This is a genomic window from Bacillus sp. FSL K6-1284 (assembly GCF_038002625.1).
In the GTDB taxonomy this organism is placed as follows: domain Bacteria; phylum Bacillota; class Bacilli; order Bacillales; family Bacillaceae; genus Bacillus; species Bacillus paralicheniformis.
Map to the genome: position 1 here is coordinate 580,177 of NZ_JBBOCW010000001.1, position 16,108 is coordinate 596,284.

At 44.0% G+C, this 16,108-nt stretch carries 17 protein-coding genes, 7 tRNA genes and 3 pseudogenes; 20 read left to right on the top strand and 7 right to left on the bottom strand.

What is annotated here, in order from left to right; all coding sequences use genetic code 11:
• The first annotated feature begins 2 nt into the window (after positions 1–2).
• From MHB72_RS02870 to MHB72_RS02905, 8 genes are all read left to right on the top strand, one after another.
• Positions 3–368: an STAS domain-containing protein gene (locus tag MHB72_RS02870; protein WP_031305225.1), complete on the top strand. Its 366-nt coding sequence runs from the start codon at positions 3–5 to the stop codon at positions 366–368.
• Between the two features lie 2 nt (positions 369–370).
• The gene (locus MHB72_RS02875) at positions 371–772 is read left to right on the top strand and encodes an anti-sigma regulatory factor (RefSeq protein ID WP_023857861.1); all 402 of its coding nucleotides are present in this window, start codon (positions 371–373) and stop codon (positions 770–772) included.
• 10 nt (positions 773–782) lie between these two features.
• A complete protein-coding gene (locus tag MHB72_RS02880; protein ID WP_216921824.1) occupies positions 783–1,790 on the top strand; it encodes a PP2C family protein-serine/threonine phosphatase in 1,008 nt (335 codons plus the stop codon).
• Between the two features lie 58 nt (positions 1,791–1,848).
• On the top strand, positions 1,849–2,175 hold the full coding sequence (locus MHB72_RS02885; RefSeq protein WP_101561596.1) for an anti-sigma factor antagonist: 327 nt from the start codon (positions 1,849–1,851) through the stop codon (positions 2,173–2,175).
• Positions 2,175–2,657, top strand: coding sequence for an anti-sigma B factor RsbW (rsbW, locus tag MHB72_RS02890; RefSeq protein ID WP_020450263.1), 483 nt, complete (start codon positions 2,175–2,177; stop codon positions 2,655–2,657). The genes MHB72_RS02885 and rsbW overlap by 1 nt, the downstream gene beginning before the upstream one ends.
• On the top strand, positions 2,623–3,414 hold the full coding sequence (sigB, locus tag MHB72_RS02895; protein WP_023857858.1) for an RNA polymerase sigma factor SigB: 792 nt from the start codon (positions 2,623–2,625) through the stop codon (positions 3,412–3,414). Before rsbW ends, sigB begins: the two co-directional genes overlap by 35 nt.
• Complete coding sequence (locus MHB72_RS02900) at positions 3,411–4,010, top strand: PP2C family serine/threonine-protein phosphatase (protein ID WP_023857857.1); 600 nt, start codon at positions 3,411–3,413, stop codon at positions 4,008–4,010. Before sigB ends, MHB72_RS02900 begins: the two co-directional genes overlap by 4 nt.
• A 77-nt stretch (positions 4,011–4,087) precedes the next feature.
• The gene (locus MHB72_RS02905) at positions 4,088–6,250 is read left to right on the top strand and encodes a Tex family protein (RefSeq protein ID WP_216921820.1); all 2,163 of its coding nucleotides are present in this window, start codon (positions 4,088–4,090) and stop codon (positions 6,248–6,250) included.
• Between the two features lie 41 nt (positions 6,251–6,291).
• On the opposite strand, the gene MHB72_RS02910 is transcribed toward MHB72_RS02905, so the two are convergent.
• Positions 6,292–6,849 (bottom strand): TetR/AcrR family transcriptional regulator, encoded by a 558-nt coding sequence (locus MHB72_RS02910; protein WP_020450267.1) that lies wholly within the window; start codon positions 6,847–6,849, stop codon positions 6,292–6,294.
• A gap of 153 nt (positions 6,850–7,002) precedes the next feature.
• On the opposite strand from MHB72_RS02910, the gene MHB72_RS02915 reads away from it, so the two are divergent.
• On the top strand, positions 7,003–7,626 hold the full coding sequence (locus MHB72_RS02915; RefSeq protein WP_249175958.1) for a GNAT family N-acetyltransferase: 624 nt from the start codon (positions 7,003–7,005) through the stop codon (positions 7,624–7,626).
• A gap of 140 nt (positions 7,627–7,766) precedes the next feature.
• Positions 7,767–10,886 (top strand): MMPL family transporter, encoded by a 3,120-nt coding sequence (locus MHB72_RS02920; protein WP_216921817.1) that lies wholly within the window; start codon positions 7,767–7,769, stop codon positions 10,884–10,886.
• Between the two features lie 166 nt (positions 10,887–11,052).
• Here the strand turns inward: MHB72_RS02920 and cmpA are convergent, their stop codons facing one another.
• A complete protein-coding gene (cmpA, locus tag MHB72_RS02925) occupies positions 11,053–11,163 on the bottom strand; it encodes a cortex morphogenetic protein CmpA (protein ID WP_023857852.1) in 111 nt (36 codons plus the stop codon).
• A 111-nt stretch (positions 11,164–11,274) separates the two neighbouring features.
• Here cmpA and MHB72_RS02930 point away from each other — a divergent pair, with 111 nt between their 5' ends.
• From MHB72_RS02930 to MHB72_RS02965, 8 genes are all read left to right on the top strand, one after another.
• On the top strand, positions 11,275–11,757 hold the full coding sequence (locus tag MHB72_RS02930; protein ID WP_216921815.1) for a SprT family protein: 483 nt from the start codon (positions 11,275–11,277) through the stop codon (positions 11,755–11,757).
• 96 nt (positions 11,758–11,853) lie between these two features.
• A tRNA-Asn gene (locus MHB72_RS02935) sits at positions 11,854–11,928 on the top strand.
• Positions 11,929–11,930: 2 nt separating this feature from the next.
• Positions 11,931–12,021: transfer RNA gene (locus MHB72_RS02940), tRNA-Ser, on the top strand.
• A 28-nt stretch (positions 12,022–12,049) separates the two neighbouring features.
• Positions 12,050–12,121, top strand: a tRNA-Glu gene (locus MHB72_RS02945).
• A gap of 12 nt (positions 12,122–12,133) precedes the next feature.
• Positions 12,134–12,208, top strand: a tRNA-Gln gene (locus MHB72_RS02950).
• Between the two features lie 8 nt (positions 12,209–12,216).
• Positions 12,217–12,292, top strand: a tRNA-Lys gene (locus MHB72_RS02955).
• A 12-nt stretch (positions 12,293–12,304) separates the two neighbouring features.
• Positions 12,305–12,387: transfer RNA gene (locus MHB72_RS02960), tRNA-Leu, on the top strand.
• A 20-nt stretch (positions 12,388–12,407) separates the two neighbouring features.
• Positions 12,408–12,491, top strand: a tRNA-Leu gene (locus tag MHB72_RS02965).
• Between the two features lie 89 nt (positions 12,492–12,580).
• Here MHB72_RS02965 and MHB72_RS02970 read toward each other — a convergent pair.
• From MHB72_RS02970 to MHB72_RS02980, 3 genes and pseudogenes are all read right to left on the bottom strand, one after another.
• The gene (locus MHB72_RS02970; protein ID WP_254122299.1) at positions 12,581–13,192 is read right to left on the bottom strand and encodes a site-specific integrase; all 612 of its coding nucleotides are present in this window, start codon (positions 13,190–13,192) and stop codon (positions 12,581–12,583) included.
• Positions 13,193–13,231: 39 nt separating this feature from the next.
• Positions 13,232–13,372, bottom strand: a pseudogene (locus tag MHB72_RS02975) (phage integrase SAM-like domain-containing protein); the annotation flags it as partial.
• Positions 13,373–13,375: 3 nt separating this feature from the next.
• A pseudogene (locus tag MHB72_RS02980) lies at positions 13,376–13,477 on the bottom strand (hypothetical protein); the annotation flags it as partial.
• 270 nt (positions 13,478–13,747) lie between these two features.
• On the opposite strand from MHB72_RS02980, the gene MHB72_RS02985 reads away from it, so the two are divergent.
• Together MHB72_RS02985 and MHB72_RS02990 are read left to right on the top strand one after the other, a co-directional pair.
• Positions 13,748–14,368: a hypothetical protein gene (locus tag MHB72_RS02985; protein WP_216921813.1), complete on the top strand. Its 621-nt coding sequence runs from the start codon at positions 13,748–13,750 to the stop codon at positions 14,366–14,368.
• A gap of 15 nt (positions 14,369–14,383) precedes the next feature.
• Positions 14,384–14,656, top strand: coding sequence for a DUF3986 family protein (locus MHB72_RS02990; RefSeq protein ID WP_023857848.1), 273 nt, complete (start codon positions 14,384–14,386; stop codon positions 14,654–14,656).
• A gap of 98 nt (positions 14,657–14,754) precedes the next feature.
• Here the strand turns inward: MHB72_RS02990 and MHB72_RS02995 are convergent, their stop codons facing one another.
• Positions 14,755–14,910: a hypothetical protein gene (locus MHB72_RS02995; protein WP_023857847.1), complete on the bottom strand. Its 156-nt coding sequence runs from the start codon at positions 14,908–14,910 to the stop codon at positions 14,755–14,757.
• A gap of 478 nt (positions 14,911–15,388) precedes the next feature.
• A pseudogene (locus MHB72_RS03000) lies at positions 15,389–15,912 on the bottom strand (ATP-dependent DNA ligase); the annotation flags it as partial.
• Between the last annotated feature and the right edge of the window lie 196 nt (positions 15,913–16,108).

Here is a 16,108-nt window from a genome sequence, read left to right on the forward strand (position 1 = left end):
TTTTGAGGATACCTAACATTCCAATTTTGAAGCTATATAACTGTTTATTGGTATCCATTCAAGTGGAGCTCGATGACCAAACCGCTCTGAAATTTCAAGAGGACCTGCTGAACAAAATATATGAAACCGGTTCGAACGGAGTGGTGATCGATCTGACTTCGGTGGACATCATCGATTCATTCATCGCCAAAGTACTTGGCGATGTTATTACAATGTCAAAACTGATGGGCGCCAAAGTCGTTCTGACTGGCATCCAGCCGGCTGTTGCGGTGACATTGATTGAACTCGGCATTTCTTTGGACGAGATCGAGACGGCGCTCGATCTCGAAAAGGGGCTCGAGACATTGCAGCGGGAATTGGGGGAATAAATATGGCAGACCAATCCTGTGTGAAGATTTTGACAGAATGGGACATAGTGGCCGCCAGACAGCTCGGGCGAAATGTCGCCAAAGAACTGGGGTTCGGCACAGTGGACCAGGCCAGAATCACAACAGCCATCTCAGAGCTGGCGCGTAATATTTATTTGTATGCCGGAAAAGGCCGAATCTGCATCGAACAGGTTCAGGAAGAAGGTAAAAAGGGGTTGAAAGTCATAGCGGAGGATGAGGGGCCGGGAATCGCTGACATCAAAAAAGTGATGGAAGACGGTTTTTCAACCTCAGGCGGCCTCGGAGCGGGCCTGCCGGGGGTAAAGCGTCTGATGGACCAATTTGAATTGCATTCGGACGCGGAAAATGGAACGGATATACAAGCCATAAAGTGGCTGCGGTAGGAGGGAAGGAATGGATTTCAGGGAAGTGATTGAGCAGCGCTATCGACAGCTGCTTAGCCGTTATATATCTGAATTAACAGAGACATCCCTTTATCAGGGGCAGAAATTCAGCAGAAAAACGATTGAACATCAAGTGCCGCCGGAAGAGATTATCAGCATACACCGAAAAGTTCTGTCTGAATTATATCCGGATCTTCCGGACCATGTGTTCCATTCTCTCGATTTTTTAATTGAAGTGATGATTGGATACGGTTTGGCCTATCAAGAACATCAGACATTAAGAGGAATTCAGCAGGAAATTAAATCGGAAATCGAAATTGCCGCAAATGTCCAGCAAACGCTGCTCGAGACGAAGATCCCGAAAGTTGAAGCGCTTGAAATCGGAGCGGTCAGTGTTCCGGCTAAGCAAATGAGCGGTGATTATTATCATTTTGTACGGGACAAGGAATCGATTAACATCGCCATTGCAGATGTGATCGGAAAAGGAATACCGGCCGCGTTATGCATGTCGATGATCAAATATGCGATGGACTCTCTGCCGGATTCGGGCACGTCTCCTTCACAGGTGCTGAAAAACCTGAACAGGGTCGTCGAACAAAATGTGGACCCTAGCATGTTTATTACAATGATTTATGGCAATTATCATCTCCAAAAACACCTATTTACGTTTTCATCTGCCGGTCATGAACCTGGCTTTTATTATTCTTGCAGGGAAAATAAATTTTACGATTTAAACGCAAAAGGCCTCGTTCTTGGCATTTCATCACAATACGACTATGAGCAGTACGAGCAAAAACTGGATATTGGCGATATGATCGTTCTTTTTTCAGATGGTGTAACCGAATGCCGGACAGACAGCGGATTTTTGGAGCGGTCTGACTTGCAGAACCTAATCACTGTACATATGGAGAAACCGGCTCAGCAAATGGTTGACTGTATATACGAACATCTGCTCAAGCTTCAGGATTTTCAGCTTCATGACGATTTTACTCTCATTGTTTTCAAAAGAAAGGTTTAAAGTTTCTCTTCGCTGGGTAATAAACCAGTAGCTCATTAAGAGAACCAGAGGTGATATTGTGAATTTGGCAGTTGATACGAAAAAAAATGACTCTGTGATAGAAGTAAAAGTGGCGGGCGAAATTGATGTGCATACGGCTCCGACATTGCGGGATGAGCTGATGCCGCTCGCGGAAGAAGGAAAAGATCTTAAAGTTTCTCTGAAAGACGTTTCATATATGGACAGTACAGGGCTGGGTGTATTTGTCGGCATTTACAAAGCGGTAAACAGAACTGGGGGTTCTTTAGTGCTTGAAAATCTGTCAGAGCGTTTGATCCGTTTGTTTGATATTACAGGCTTAAAGGACATCATTGATATTTCTGGAAAGTCAGAGGGTGGATTATAATGAAGAGAGCAGCTGATTACATTGAAATGAAGTCACCTGCCAAACCTGAATACGTAGGAATCATTCGTTTAACCCTGTCGGGGATTGCAAGCAAGATGGGGTATTCTTATGATGACATCGAAGATTTGAAAATTGCGGTCAGCGAAGCGTGCACAAACGCTGTGCAGCATGCTTATAAAGCTGACAAAACTGGAGAGGTCTCCGTCAGATTCGGCGTGTTTGAAGACCGCCTCGAAATCATCGTCGCAGATCAGGGAGACAGTTTTGACATTCACGATAAACAGAAAGGGCTGGGGCCATATTCCCCTGAACATACGGTAGATCAATTGTCAGAAGGAGGGCTCGGTTTATATTTAATGGAGACGCTCATGGATGAAGTGCGTGTCCAGATTGACTCAGGCGTAACCGTCTCGATGACAAAGTTCTTAAACAGGGAGCGAGTTGATGATGGCACAACCGTCCAAAACTACGAAACTAACTAAAACCGAAGTCGACACGCTGATCAAAAAATATCAGGATAGCCAGGATGAAGACGCTCAGCTGACCCTTGTTCAGACATATAAAAATCTGGTGGAAACCCTCGCCAAAAAATACTCAAAAGGAAAAAGCTTTCATGAAGATTTATGCCAGGTTGGGATGCTCGGATTGCTTGGAGCCATCAAACGCTATGATCCCGATGTTGGAAAATCGTTTGAAGCGTTTGCGATTCCGACCATTATCGGAGAAATCAAACGGTTTCTCCGTGATAAAACCTGGAGCGTCCACGTCCCGAGAAGGATCAAGGAGCTCGGGCCGAGAATTAAAATGGCGGTGGATCATTTAACGAATGAAACGCAAAGGTCCCCAAAAGTCGATGAGATTGCCGAGTTTCTTGACGTCACAGAAGAAGAAGTGCTGGAAACAATGGAGATGGGCAAAAGCTATCAGGCGCTTTCCGTCGACCACAGCATTGAAGCGGATGCAGACGGCAGCACGGTGACGATCCTCGACATCGTCGGCTCGCAGGAGGAAGGCTATGAAAAGGTGAACCAAAAGCTGATGCTTGAAAGCGTATTGCACGTACTGTCCGACCGAGAAAAGCAAATCATTGAGCTGACTTACATTCAAAACAAAAGCCAAAAAGAAACCGGTGACATGCTGGGCATATCGCAAATGCACGTCTCACGTCTGCAGCGCAAAGCTGTCAAAAAGCTGCGGGAAGCGTTGGCTGAAGATCCGTTTATGGAGCTTAAACCATGATTTGGACTGAGTCGAATGAACATATGCAAGCGCTTGTTTATCAGCTTCCTAAAGAAGGAAAAGCCGTCTGCGGAGACAGTTTTTATTTCCATGCGACTGACGAAACTATGGTGTGCGCGCTGGCCGACGGGCTTGGCAGCGGTGCGATGGCACAAGAATCCTCCGCGGTTATCAGCGAAGTTGTCGAAGAGCACGGTCATGAAGAAGTCGCAAGCTTGATGGAACGGTGCAATCAAGAGCTGAAACATAAGCGCGGCGCAACTGTGGCGATTTTAAAAGCCGATTTTCGAACAAGAACGATTGCTTACAGCTCTGTAGGCAATATCCGCTTTATCTTGTACGCTCCTTCGGACAAATATATCCACCCTCTCCCTGTGACGGGATACATGTCGGGAAAGCCGCAAACATACAAAACATTCACCTACACGTATGAAAAAGGGTCAAGATTCATCATTTATTCAGACGGATTGGAAGTACCCGCTCTCCGGTCTTATTTAAAACAGCACCACACACCTGGAGATATATCGAATCAGCTTGAATCATACACACTAATGGGAAAAGACGATCTCACCTATATCATCGGACAGCTTTTTTAAAGAAGCTGCCCTTTGATATAGGTGTTTTTCTGTTTGTTTTGGTACACTAAGAAGACAACATTCTTTTGGAGGCTACAATGGATACTTTAGCGTTAATCGTCAAACAAATCGCAAAAGAAACAGAGCTTGCGTCAAAGCATGTCGAGAGTGTCATTCAATTGTTAGAGGACGGAAACACCGTTCCCTTTATCGCGAGATACCGCAAAGAACAAACGGGCTCCATGGATGAAGTCCAAATTCAAACAATCTCCGAACGCTGGGGATACATCCAGCATTTAAATCAGCGGAAAGACGAAGTCATCCGGCTGATCGACGAACAGGGTAAGCTGACCGGACAGCTGAAGCTCGATATCGAAAAAGCGGACAAGCTCCAGGAAGTTGAAGACTTATACAGACCATTTAAACAAAAACGAAAAACGAAGGCGACGATCGCCAAAAGCAAAGGCCTTGAACCTTTGGCTGATTTCATCATCTCGCTCCCGCGCAACGAAGACGTAATAGCCGAAGCACGCAAGTACATAAATGAAGAAAAGGAAGTCATGAGCGCCGAAGAAGCGCTTGAAGGAGCAAAAAACATACTGGCTGAACGGATCTCAGACGAACCGGAATACAGAAAGTGGATCCGGCAGGAGACTTTTAAAAGAGGAACGCTGAAATCCGCGGTGAAAGACGCCGAAGCCGATGAGAAGAAAATCTATGAAATGTATTATGAATATGAAGAGCCGATTCAAAAAATCGTTCCTCATCGCGTGCTTGCGGTTAACCGCGGCGAAAAAGAGGAGATTTTGAGAGTGTCGGTCGAGCCGCCGGCAGACCGCATTCAAGCTTACTTGGAAAAACGAATTTTACAACACAAGCAAACAAGTGCTCAAGATGTGCTGAAAAGCGCAATCGAAGACGGCTATAAGCGCCTCATTCAGCCGTCCATCGAAAGAGAAATCAGAAAAGAATTGACGGAAAAGGCGGAAGATCAAGCGATTCACATTTTTGCCGAGAATCTGCGCAAGCTGCTGCTGCAGCCGCCGATGAAAGGAAAGCTCGTTCTCGGCGTCGATCCGGCATTCCGCACGGGCTGCAAGCTTGCAGTTGTCGATGAGACGGGAAAGATGCTCAAGATCGATGTCATATATCCGCACCCTCCCGTCAATAAAAAAAGCGCGGCCATTGAAAAAGTGAAACGCATCATCGAAGATTTTCAAATTGAGGTCATCGCCATCGGGAACGGAACGGCATCAAGAGAGACGGAACAATTTATCGCCGATCTTTTGAAGGACATCGACAGAAAGGTGTACTATCTGATCGTCAATGAAGCGGGAGCCAGCGTCTACTCGGCATCAGAGCTTGCGAGGGAAGAATTCCCGGATCTGCAGGTTGAAGAACGGAGCGCCGTGTCGATCGCACGCAGACTCCAGGACCCGCTCGCCGAACTTGTCAAAATCGATCCCAAGTCGGTCGGTGTCGGCCAGTACCAGCACGATGTCAGCCAGAAAAAACTAAACGACTCGCTCGGCTTCGTTGTGGAAACCGTCGTCAACCAAGTCGGCGTCAACGTGAATACGGCGTCAGCCGCGCTCTTGCAATATGTAGCCGGACTATCGAAAACAGTCGCGGCCAACATCGTCAAAAAGCGGGATGAAATCGGAAAATTCACGAGCCGGAAAGAGCTGAAAGACATTCCGCGCCTGGGCGCGAAAACGTATGAGCAATGCATCGGCTTTTTAAGGGTGCCTGACGGCAGTGAACCGCTCGACCGCACAGGCATCCACCCTGAGAGCTATAAGGAGACGAGAGAGCTTCTGAAAAAGCTCGGCCTATCAACAGCCGACATCGGTACAAGAGAGCTTCAGGACAAAATCAACGAACTGAATATTTCCGAAGCAGCTGAACAGCTTGGAATCGGGGTAATCACCCTGAGAGACATTTGCGCCCAGCTGACAAGGCCTGAGCGCGATCCGAGGGATGAAGTCCCTAAACCGCTCTTAAAAACCGATGTGCTTCAATTGAAGGACTTAAAAGAAGGGATGGAACTGCAGGGGACAGTGCGGAACGTCGTTGACTTCGGGGCATTTGTCGACATCGGCGTGAAACAGGACGGGCTCGTCCACATTTCCAAGCTCAGCCATTCCTTCGTCAAGCATCCGCTTGACGTGGTATCGGTCGGGGACATTGTTACCGTATGGGTGGAAGATGTCGATGCTGCAAAAGGAAGGGTATCCTTATCAATGGTGAGGGATCGATAGTCCAGCTTGCCGGAGCTTTGTTTCTCCGGCGGGCTGATCTTTTACACTCCGATTTTTAACAGAATGCGGTGGATGACGCCAGCCACATGAGCCGGCGTCTGAACCATCCCTTCATTAATCCATTCCTCCAAAACGCCGACCACTCCCGAGACGACAAATGATATTTCCATTTCATCGCATGTAACCTCGTTTTCCGATTGCTCTATCATGCTCAATTCTTCGAAAATTTTCCTCTGGAAAAAGTCTTTAAATTTATTGATGGTCAAAATGTTTCCTTTCGGTTTCGTCAATAAAGTGAAAATCGCAGCGTTTTGATAAATATATTCGGTCGTTTTTTCGATGAAGGTGAGCAAATTGTGCGGATCTTCGCTCGGAAAATAATCATCGTAAAATCTCCCCAGCTGATCAAACAATTCATTTTCTATTTGTTCATACAAGTCAAAAATATCTTTATAATGAAGATAAAAGGTTCCGCGTCCTAAATCCGCGCGCCTCGATAAATCAGAAACGGTGATTTTATTGATTTCTTTCTCATGGAGCAGTTTTAAAAAAGCCTCTTTTATCGCTCTTTTCGTCTTGATTGATCTTCTGTCCTCCATCGTTTTGCCCTCCGTTTATAGACAAATTTTCATGTGTTGTTCATTATTGAACAGCTCAATCACGATTGCCGATTGAACATCGCTTTTGCTTCAAATTATAATGAACATGTGTTTATTAATCAATAGCTGTTCATATTTTCGAGGAGGTTTTCAATGATTCAATATCGTCTGGCTTCAACTGATCACTTGGACGAGGTGGCACAACTGTTTCATGAGTCTTTTGACAACTATCCGTTTATGGATTTGCTTGTAAGACCCGAAAAGAAAAACCCCGAATTCTTTTATGAACTGCATAAAGTCATCACTCAGGCATATATAAATAGGCGGGGGTGCTTTATCGGTGTTGTGAATGGTGAAATCGTCACCGCGGCCCTCTTAAAACATCGGGATGATCCAGACGTTGGAGTGATGGATTATATATCAGCCGGAGGAATAAAGTTATTTATAAAAGGGGGCCTTTCCGCGGTATGGAATATGGTGAATGTGGCGGAAGAGGCGAAAAGATCGTACAAGGGCATCAAACAGCAGAAATGGTATTTGGAGGCGTTGGGGGTCTCCTGCTTCCATCAGGGCAAAAGTTTCGGCAGCAAGATGATCAATGACTGCCTGGTCCCTTTCATCCGAAGAAACGGAGGCGGGATCCTCGCTTTAATCACCAACACGAATTTAAATCGATCGTTTTACAAAAAGAACGGATTCGATGAATTTAGTGCATTTCCCCTTAAGCGATTCGGCCGTGAAATAGGAAATTGGAGTTTCAAAAGAACAATTTACTAATGTATTAGAAAGCCGATATAAAAAGTACGACGGCTTTCATGTTGATCAGCAAAACACGAATGTTTTGTCTGACGGCAGCAACCAGCCGTCTTTTTTTAATGAAAAACCCGCACAGCTCATAGAGGAGGAATAAAACGTCAATGAGAACGATTATAAAGGCGAGATGGATCATTGCGGCGCTCTGGATTGCAATGGCCGCCGTCTTATTCATCACGGCGCCTGATATGGGGCAATTAACAAAGGAGAAGGGCCAGATAGCGGTCCCTGAAGGCTATCCGTCTTCTTACGCGAACAAGCTTCTCGAACAAATGTCAAAAGACGGGGATACGGACAAATCGGTTGTCGTCGTATTTCAGGACAAACAGCTCCTGCCGAACCGGGAGGCGGCTTTAAAAAAAGCGATCACCATTTTAGAAAAGGATTCCTCCCTTCACGTCTCAGATATTACATCATACTTTGACGCGGAGGAGGATATTCAAAAGCAGCTGTTGTCAAAGGATCGAACGACGCTACTTGTACCTGTCACATTTGATGCGAACAAAATCATTGCGGCCGATTTTAAAGCAAAGGTAAATGAAAAGCTCAAACCTTTAAAGCTTGACTACGAGATGACCGGACAGCCGCTCATTGATGATGATGTTATAACAAGCTCACAGGAAGGCCTGAAGAAGACCGAATATATCACGGTCGGTTTTATTTTAATCGTATTGATTCTCGTCTTCCGTTCTGCGGTTGCGCCTTTTGTCCCGCTCTTGGCGGTCGCGCTTTCCTACCTTGTGAGCCAGTCCGTCGTCGCCTATCTTGTCGAATACGCTGATTTTCCGCTGTCCACGTTTACGCAAATCTTCATGGTGGCGATCATGTTCGGAATCGGGACAGATTACTGCATTCTTCTTTTAAGCCGTTTTAAGGAAGAGCTTGCCCACGGGAAAGACAAGATTGAAGCTATCCTGACAACGTATAAAACGGCGGGAAAAACCGTTCTGTTCAGCGGATTCGCCGTTTTGATCGGTTTTACTTGCATCGGCTTCGCCGAATTCCAGCTTTACAAATCTGCGGTCGCAGTAGCGGTTGGTGTCGCAGTCTTGATTTTGGCGCTTTTGACGATCGTGCCGTTTTTCATGGCTGTTTTGGGAAAAGTGCTGTTTTGGCCCGTCAGAGGGAATATCGGGCATCCGCAGTCAAAACTATGGGAAACCGCCGGGCGTTTCGCATTCAGTAAGCCGCTGATCAGTCTGTTGATCGTAGCGGCCGTGGCCGTTCCGCCGATCTTAATGTATAAAGGAACGCTTTCCTACAACAGCCTTGATGAAATCGGAGATCAATACGAATCCGTCAGTGCATTCAACACCATCTCCGACAAGTTCGGGCCTGGGGAATCTTTACCGGTCACGGTCGTCCTCAAAACATCGGATGCGCTCGATACCAATGACGGGCTGATCGCAATTGAAAAAATCAGCCGCGCCATTGAACAGACAAATGGCGTCAGCAAAGTTCGCAGTGCGACCCGTCCGGTCGGAAAAGGACTGAGCGACCTGTATGTCAAAACACAGGCAAACGAACTGAATAAAGGGCTTGAGAGCGGCAATAAAGGTCTGAAAAAGATCAAAGACGGGCTTTCCGAGGCGAGCAAGTCGATCGCGGATCAGAAGCCGCAAATCGAAGCGTCCGGAAAAGGAATCAATCAGCTGATCAAAGGAACCGAATCGATTAAAGCCGGCATCAGCGACGTTGAAGCCAATATGAGAAAGCTGAAGGACGGTACAGACCAAAGCAAAGAAGGCGTCGCCCGGGCGAAAAAAGAAATTCAAGCTGCGAAAAAACAGCTGACGGCGCAGGTCGATCAATTAAATGGACAAATCGAAAACTACAAAGAAATATCGAAAGTCTTGAAAGCAGCATTGTCACAAGCAGAAAGTGCCCAAGGCATAACGGCTGACGTGCAAAAGATGATCGAGCAGACAAATCAAAATTTCAAAAATCTTGAAAGCGAAATTCCCGAAGTGAAGGAGAATCCTTCTTATTTAGCGATCAAAGGCTCTTACACAGAGCTTGCATCGGCAATCAAGCAGGGATCACAGAAAGCGGCCGTTTACACGAAGCAGGCGGCAAACGCGAAAAAGCAGCTTGAAGCAGCAGATGCATTTATCGCAAAAGCGCAGGAAGAGCAAAAAGTGTACACAAGCAAAATCGATGCTCTGATCAACGGCCTCGGCCAAATCGAAAAAGGACTTGAAGAGACATCGAAGGGGCAGGGACAGCTCGCCGATTCGCTGCCTAAGCTCGAATCAGGAGCGGGCGATGTCGCTGAAGGCCAAAAGCAGATGAAGGAAAAAGTCGGAGAATTCGCCGGCCAGCTCGATCAATTAACAAAAGGTTTGAATTCAAGCGTGGACGGCCTCGAAAAAATTTCAAGCGGTCTGATGGGGGCAGGCGACTACCTGGATCAGCTGAAAAACGCATCGGATCAAGAAATGTCCGGCTGGTTTGTCCCTAAAGAAGTCCTGAAAAACAAGCAGTTTCAGCAGGTGTTTAATTCCTATATGTCAGACGACCGCCATATCACGACGATCGATGTGATATTGGAAGGCAATCCGTACGGAAACGAAGCAATTGCTAATGTTAAAGATATTGAAGCGTCCGTAAAACGGGCTCTTCCCGATACGCATTTGAACGATGCATCATTTGGCGTCGGCGGCGTTTCCAGCATCAATGCCGATCTGAAGCAGCTGTCAGACCAGGATTTCAGCAACACGGTGATCTATATGATGATCGGAATTTTCCTGATCCTCGTCCTGCTGTTCCGTTCTATTGTCATGCCGGTGTATTTGGTCGGATCGTTGATCTTGACGTACTTTGCGTCCATCGGTATAACCGAGTTTATTTTCACGGCGTTTTTCGGCTATCCCGGCCTCAACTGGGCGGTGCCTTTCTTTGGATTCGTGATTTTAATGGCGCTTGGTGTGGACTATTCGATCTTCCTGATGGAACGCTTTAACGAATATCGGGGAACGGATATTAAAACGGCGATGATGGAATCGATGAAAAATATGGGGTCCGTTATTATTTCAGCTGCTGTCATTTTGGCGGGAACCTTCGCGGCGATGCTGCCGTCCGGCGTTTTATCGCTTCTGCAAATCGCCACCCTAATACTGACGGGTCTCTTGCTGTATGCATTCGTCATGCTGCCGCTGTTCGTCCCTGTGATGGTTCGGATCTTCGGCTCAGCCAACTGGTTTCCGTTTAAAAGAAAAGAATAAACGGCTCGTCCATCCGCAGAAGAATCATTCGCCCATGCTCCCCGAAATCGGGCGGTCAGCTCCATTTGGGGAGTAACGGGCGCCATTGTGTGAGATGATAAAAGGACCGGTGAAGATGATGAGGAAACAGAAGAAATTCCGTTCGGGCTCCGATGAACACTGTCTATCAGCAGTGTTTTTTTCTGTAAAAATACCAGCACTGATTCAGCAATTTAATCTGGTAATGATCTTTTTCATAAAAAGCTCTCTGCATCTGGCTTTTGAGCCAATTCGGCATTGCTCATCCCTCCTCAGGCTCTTATCATAAGAGTATGGGTGTTGTGTATTAGTTTATGCCGCCCGGAATTTGTCCTGTTCAATGTTTTTAAAAATGAGGTGGACCGAAGCAATGGACGAACAACAACTGCAGCAGCTGACAGAACAGCTTTCGCTCACATATTTTAAAAAACCGTTCCGGCACCGCGCTTACTTCAACAGCCGCCTGAAAACGACCGGAGGCAGGTATTTGCTGAATTCCCACAATATTGAACTGAATAAAAAATACCTGACAGAGCACGGGCAAAATGAGCTTGAAGGCATCATCAAGCATGAATTGTGCCATTACCACCTCCATCTTGAAGGAAAAGGCTACAAGCACCGCGACAAAGATTTTAGAACGCTATTAAAGGAAGTCGGTGCGCCGCGATTCTGCACGCCGCTCGCAGGAGAGAAAAAGCCGCAAAGAAAAGTACGCACATACAAGTGCGAAGCATGCGGACAAACGTTTCTCCGAAAGCGGAAAATGGATACAAGCCGTTACGTTTGCGGCAAGTGCGGAGGGAAAATAAAAGAAATCATAAAAAAAGGGTTGACTGATCAGGCTTGTCTATGATAAATTATAAAAGCCGTCGCAAGATGAGCCACAAAGACAAATTGTTCTTCTTGACACATTTTGTCGACATATTTATAATAAAATGAGTCTGATCATTCCACAGTAGCTCAGTGGTAGAGCTATCGGCTGTTAACCGATCGGTCGCAGGTTCGAATCCTGCCTGTGGAGCCAATGGAGAAGTACTCAAGTGGCTGAAGAGGCGCCCCTGCTAAGGGTGTAGGTCGCGTAAGCGGCGCGAGGGTTCAAATCCCTCCTTCTCCGCCATTAGGAAAATATGATGCTGACTTCATATGGCCCGTTGGTCAAGTGGTTAAGACACCGCCCTTTCACGGCGGTAACACGGGTTCGAATCCCGTACGGGTCATTTCTCATATGTTGGGCTATAGCCAAGCGGTAAGGCAACGGACTTTGACTCCGTCATGCGTTGGTTCGAATCCAGCTAGCCCAGCCATTATATTTGAGCCATTAGCTCAGTTGGTAGAGCATCTGACTTTTAATCAGAGGGTCGAAGGTTCGAGTCCTTCATGGCTCACCATTGTTTTTTCACGCGGGTGTGGCGGAATTGGCAGACGCGCTAGACTTAGGATCTAGTGTCTTTACGGCGTGGGGGTTCGAGTCCCTTCACCCGCACTTTAAAAACAACATATCATGCGGTCGTGGCGGAATGGCAGACGCGCTAGGTTGAGGGCCTAGTGGGTGAATAACCCGTGGAGGTTCAAGTCCTCTCGGCCGCATCATAGGAATACCAAGGGTTTAAGCGCCCTTGGTATTTTTTATATTCATCTAGTTTTTTGTCTCCTGTGCCCACACCGTGCCCACTTACTTAAAATAAGTCGTCTAACTTGTCCGTCATTTCTTTCTGTTTATTGGGATATAGGTGTCCGTATAAATCTATTGTTGTTTTTACAGAACCGTGTCCCAAACGTTCTTTAATTGTTGCATAATCTTCCCCCTGATCGATTAATAAAGCGACATGAGAGTGCCTGAAATCATGTAACCTAATTGGCTCTAGATCACTATTTTTGCAGAAGTATTTAATTTTACGACTGAAAATGTCCTTTGATGATGGAGTGTCTTTATATTGAAAAATATAGGACTCATCTGAATGAAGAATATTGAGTTTTTTAAATAAATCCTCTTGTTTCTCTCTCCAATAGTCTAGGAGAGAGAAAAGTTTTCTATTAATGCTTATGCGTCGAATAGAATTTTTTGTTTTGGGTAACTTCACTATAAACTCTTTGTTTAAATATGTTGCAGATTTGCGAACATCTATTTCCATTAATATTCGGTCTATGTCTTTCCATTGGAGGGCTAACATTTCACCGCACCTCATTCCGGTGAAAAAGGCTAGTGCATAAAATGTTTTAAAAATGACTTGATCGTTAGGAATTAAGTTGATAAATTTTTTAAATTCCTCCGGTCTCCAAAATTTCATCTTTTTTCGATCAAGAGGGAGTTGTTTGATTTTGCTGCATGGATTGTTTTGAATAAATTTTTCATTTTGGGCTGTCTCGAATATTTTATTTAAAGTGGATATGATATTATTTACGGATTTATTGCTCAGTTTCTTATCGAGTAAGTGATTTCTAAAATCGATGATATGGGTGTGCGAAATCTTTTATAGATCAGCATTTTTGAAATATTCTCGAATGTGTTTATTTATTGTGTATTGCTGAATTGAGTAATAATTTGGCTTGCTGTCGACCTTGCAGTTTTTTAAATGCTGATAAACTCTCTGTTCCTAAAGCTGTAGCATTATAATGAAATTTTGAAAATCCAAAACAAAGATTATGTTGCATTTATTGATGCTGAGGAAGGAACATGTCACTTTAAAGACAGGATTTTTTTGATTCAATAAAACCTATTTATCTTGAGCAGAATGGAAACACCATCCACGCAATACTTGATTACTTAAAGTAAAATTAGCTGTTGATTTTCATACCATATATTGATATATTTGGAATAAAAATAATTAACTAGGAGGTCAAATATGGCGAAAAAGTTTATTAAAACTATTGTCTCACTTTTGGTCTTTGTGTTGGTTATGGGTGTTCTAAGTCCATTATCTCAAGCAATTGAAGAGGGGAAAGAGGATGAAAGCATTGATTTCAACTCAACTCTCAATACATTGAATGAGATTTTTCCAAAAAACATTGATGGAATATCATCAATTTCAACAATCAATAAAAAGGACATTCAAAGTTTGGATAATGAAGAGTTTGAAAAAGAGTTTGATTTTTTAATAGAAGACCCAGTATTTCAGCAGTTAGAACAGGTGCTTGCCGAACAAGAGATTAAGGACGCTGAAATAAAGCCGATGTGGGTGCCAATTGTTGCTACAGCTTTAAGGGTCTTAATTAGCAAAGTTGGCAGGTCTGGCATGAAAAAAGGTTGGGCAATCGCGAGACCATATGTTGAAAAAGCTTTAAAGGCGCCGAGTAAATACAAGATTGATGGCCCCGGTGGTGGTGGCAGAATTATTCAAGTTCGTTTAAAATCTACCGGAAAACCAATTTTCAGATTAGATTATTATCCAGTTAAGACGGGAGGCCCCTATAAACTTCATTACCATGTGCCGCCTAACATGAAAAAACATCATATCATTTTCTAAAGGGAGGGTTTCCTAATGAATTATGATGAAACGCAACATCTACATATTAGTTACGATAAAAATGGATTAGATCTTGAAGCAGTAGGATTAAAGAGACTAGATGTTGATGTTTGGGACGTGTATTTTAACTTTCAGGATCATGCAATGGATGAGCCGTCTTTGAAGTTTTCAAAAATCGATCCATTCGGTTGTAAGATATTCTCGATAACAAGTAAAGATTTAAGTGAAGATGAAGCTACTCAATACTTCGAACTTTGGATTAAACATGAGTTAAATAAAGCTCTCTAATTTAAGCTCCCTTGCTACGAGGGAGCTTTATTGTACGCTAAGAAAGAATAAGCACAGCATAGCAATATGTATCTTGAGCAGAAGGGAAGAGGTAGCGCTTATTCTTTATTCAATGCCTCAACAAAACGCCACCCGTACAATTCTTTTCTCATTTCAAGGTCATCAGTACCATCACCACCTTGGCTTAAAAGAATCAATTCAGCAGAAAACCACTCTTCAAGAACCTCTTCAAATATTTCACAATAGTTTTTCAAGGGCTTTTCACCTATTCTTTGGTGTATTAATTCTTGTTCATGAAAAAAAAAGGGGGGATTTATTCTATGCAGGATGCGCTCTATTTGCTTGATGAAGCAGAACAGGCTTTAGAGGATACATGATAAAGCTTTAACTTCTGAAGATTTGCAACATACCTTAGCCTTTAAAATTAAAAAATCTTTAGCTGCTTTAAACATGGATAGACCTTGTTAAATAAAGAGGGAATAGAGAACCACTTTGGTAAGTTAGTACTCCATTTTTACTCCATAATTAATAAAAAACAATCAAATTTTGTGTAATCAACGATGTAATGAAAATAAGCCTTCATAAGGAGTGATAAGCTTTCACTTTATTGAGGGCCTAGTGGGTGAATAACCCGTGGAGGTTCAAGTCCTCTCGGCCGCATCATAGGAATACCAAGGGTTTTGACACCCTTGGTATTTTTTGTTTTGTTGTTGTATTTTTACTTTAATGAAAAATAGGCTCAATAAATACATATTCATCAGATTCAGACTTTACTTGTTTCCTAGAGTGGAACTTACTTCGTTCTGCATGTGGCATGAATTCCATAAACCCAGCTGCAGTTCTATCGGGATGGGGTAGAAAATTTTATATCCGTTTTGGTGTGCCGGTAATAACGACTTCGGTGTAATGATAATTGATCACTTTCAGCCAATAATGAGAACGTGTATTAATTTCATCAGGCGAGTCAGCTTTCTTGAGCACGATTCCCTCTGAAATTTTTTCTTTGACCAAGGCAAAGTAAGCTAGTCCGTTTCCTTGAATTCCTTCGATAGGATGATTCAGTTCAAGTGAATTCAGAACTGTCTTACGCCACAGTGAGCGGCTTGTTGGCGATTGACCGACTGTCTTTGTAGAAACATCGAAAACAAAGTAAAAAATCTGATGAGCTGACTTTTTGGACATGAACGTTCCATTACAGCTTCAAAGTCAGGAGCACCACTTGGGGCAGCTACAATGACTTCACAATCTCTAAATGTATATCTCCTTTATACGAAATGGTATAAATGGTTATGAATTACAAATATTACTCCGTCAGATTTAGAATCAAGAATTGTGATTCTGCGAAAAGAGGATAAGGCTATGGTTTTACAAGAACACTTATAATGTGATTTTTTAGGTCTTTGTAATTAAATTACATTTATTTATGATGTTCACTCATGAATTCATGGTATT

Coding starts and splice junctions, on each gene's coding strand:
- MHB72_RS02990 (WP_023857848.1), top strand. CDS start 14,384: ATGAATTATGATGAAACGCAACATCTACATATTAGTTACGATAAAAAT.
- MHB72_RS02930 (WP_216921815.1), top strand. CDS start 11,275: ATGGACGAACAACAACTGCAGCAGCTGACAGAACAGCTTTCGCTCACA.
- MHB72_RS02905 (WP_216921820.1), top strand. CDS start 4,088: ATGGATACTTTAGCGTTAATCGTCAAACAAATCGCAAAAGAAACAGAG.
- MHB72_RS02875 (WP_023857861.1), top strand. CDS start 371: ATGGCAGACCAATCCTGTGTGAAGATTTTGACAGAATGGGACATAGTG.
- MHB72_RS02970 (WP_254122299.1), bottom strand. CDS start 13,192: ATGAAATTTTGGAGACCGGAGGAATTTAAAAAATTTATCAACTTAATT.
- MHB72_RS02915 (WP_249175958.1), top strand. CDS start 7,003: ATGATTCAATATCGTCTGGCTTCAACTGATCACTTGGACGAGGTGGCA.
- rsbW (WP_020450263.1), top strand. CDS start 2,175: ATGAAGAGAGCAGCTGATTACATTGAAATGAAGTCACCTGCCAAACCT.
- MHB72_RS02985 (WP_216921813.1), top strand. CDS start 13,748: ATGGCGAAAAAGTTTATTAAAACTATTGTCTCACTTTTGGTCTTTGTG.
- sigB (WP_023857858.1), top strand. CDS start 2,623: ATGGCACAACCGTCCAAAACTACGAAACTAACTAAAACCGAAGTCGAC.
- MHB72_RS02880 (WP_216921824.1), top strand. CDS start 783: ATGGATTTCAGGGAAGTGATTGAGCAGCGCTATCGACAGCTGCTTAGC.
- MHB72_RS02910 (WP_020450267.1), bottom strand. CDS start 6,849: ATGGAGGACAGAAGATCAATCAAGACGAAAAGAGCGATAAAAGAGGCT.
- cmpA (WP_023857852.1), bottom strand. CDS start 11,163: ATGCCGAATTGGCTCAAAAGCCAGATGCAGAGAGCTTTTTATGAAAAA.
- MHB72_RS02900 (WP_023857857.1), top strand. CDS start 3,411: ATGATTTGGACTGAGTCGAATGAACATATGCAAGCGCTTGTTTATCAG.
- MHB72_RS02920 (WP_216921817.1), top strand. CDS start 7,767: ATGAGAACGATTATAAAGGCGAGATGGATCATTGCGGCGCTCTGGATT.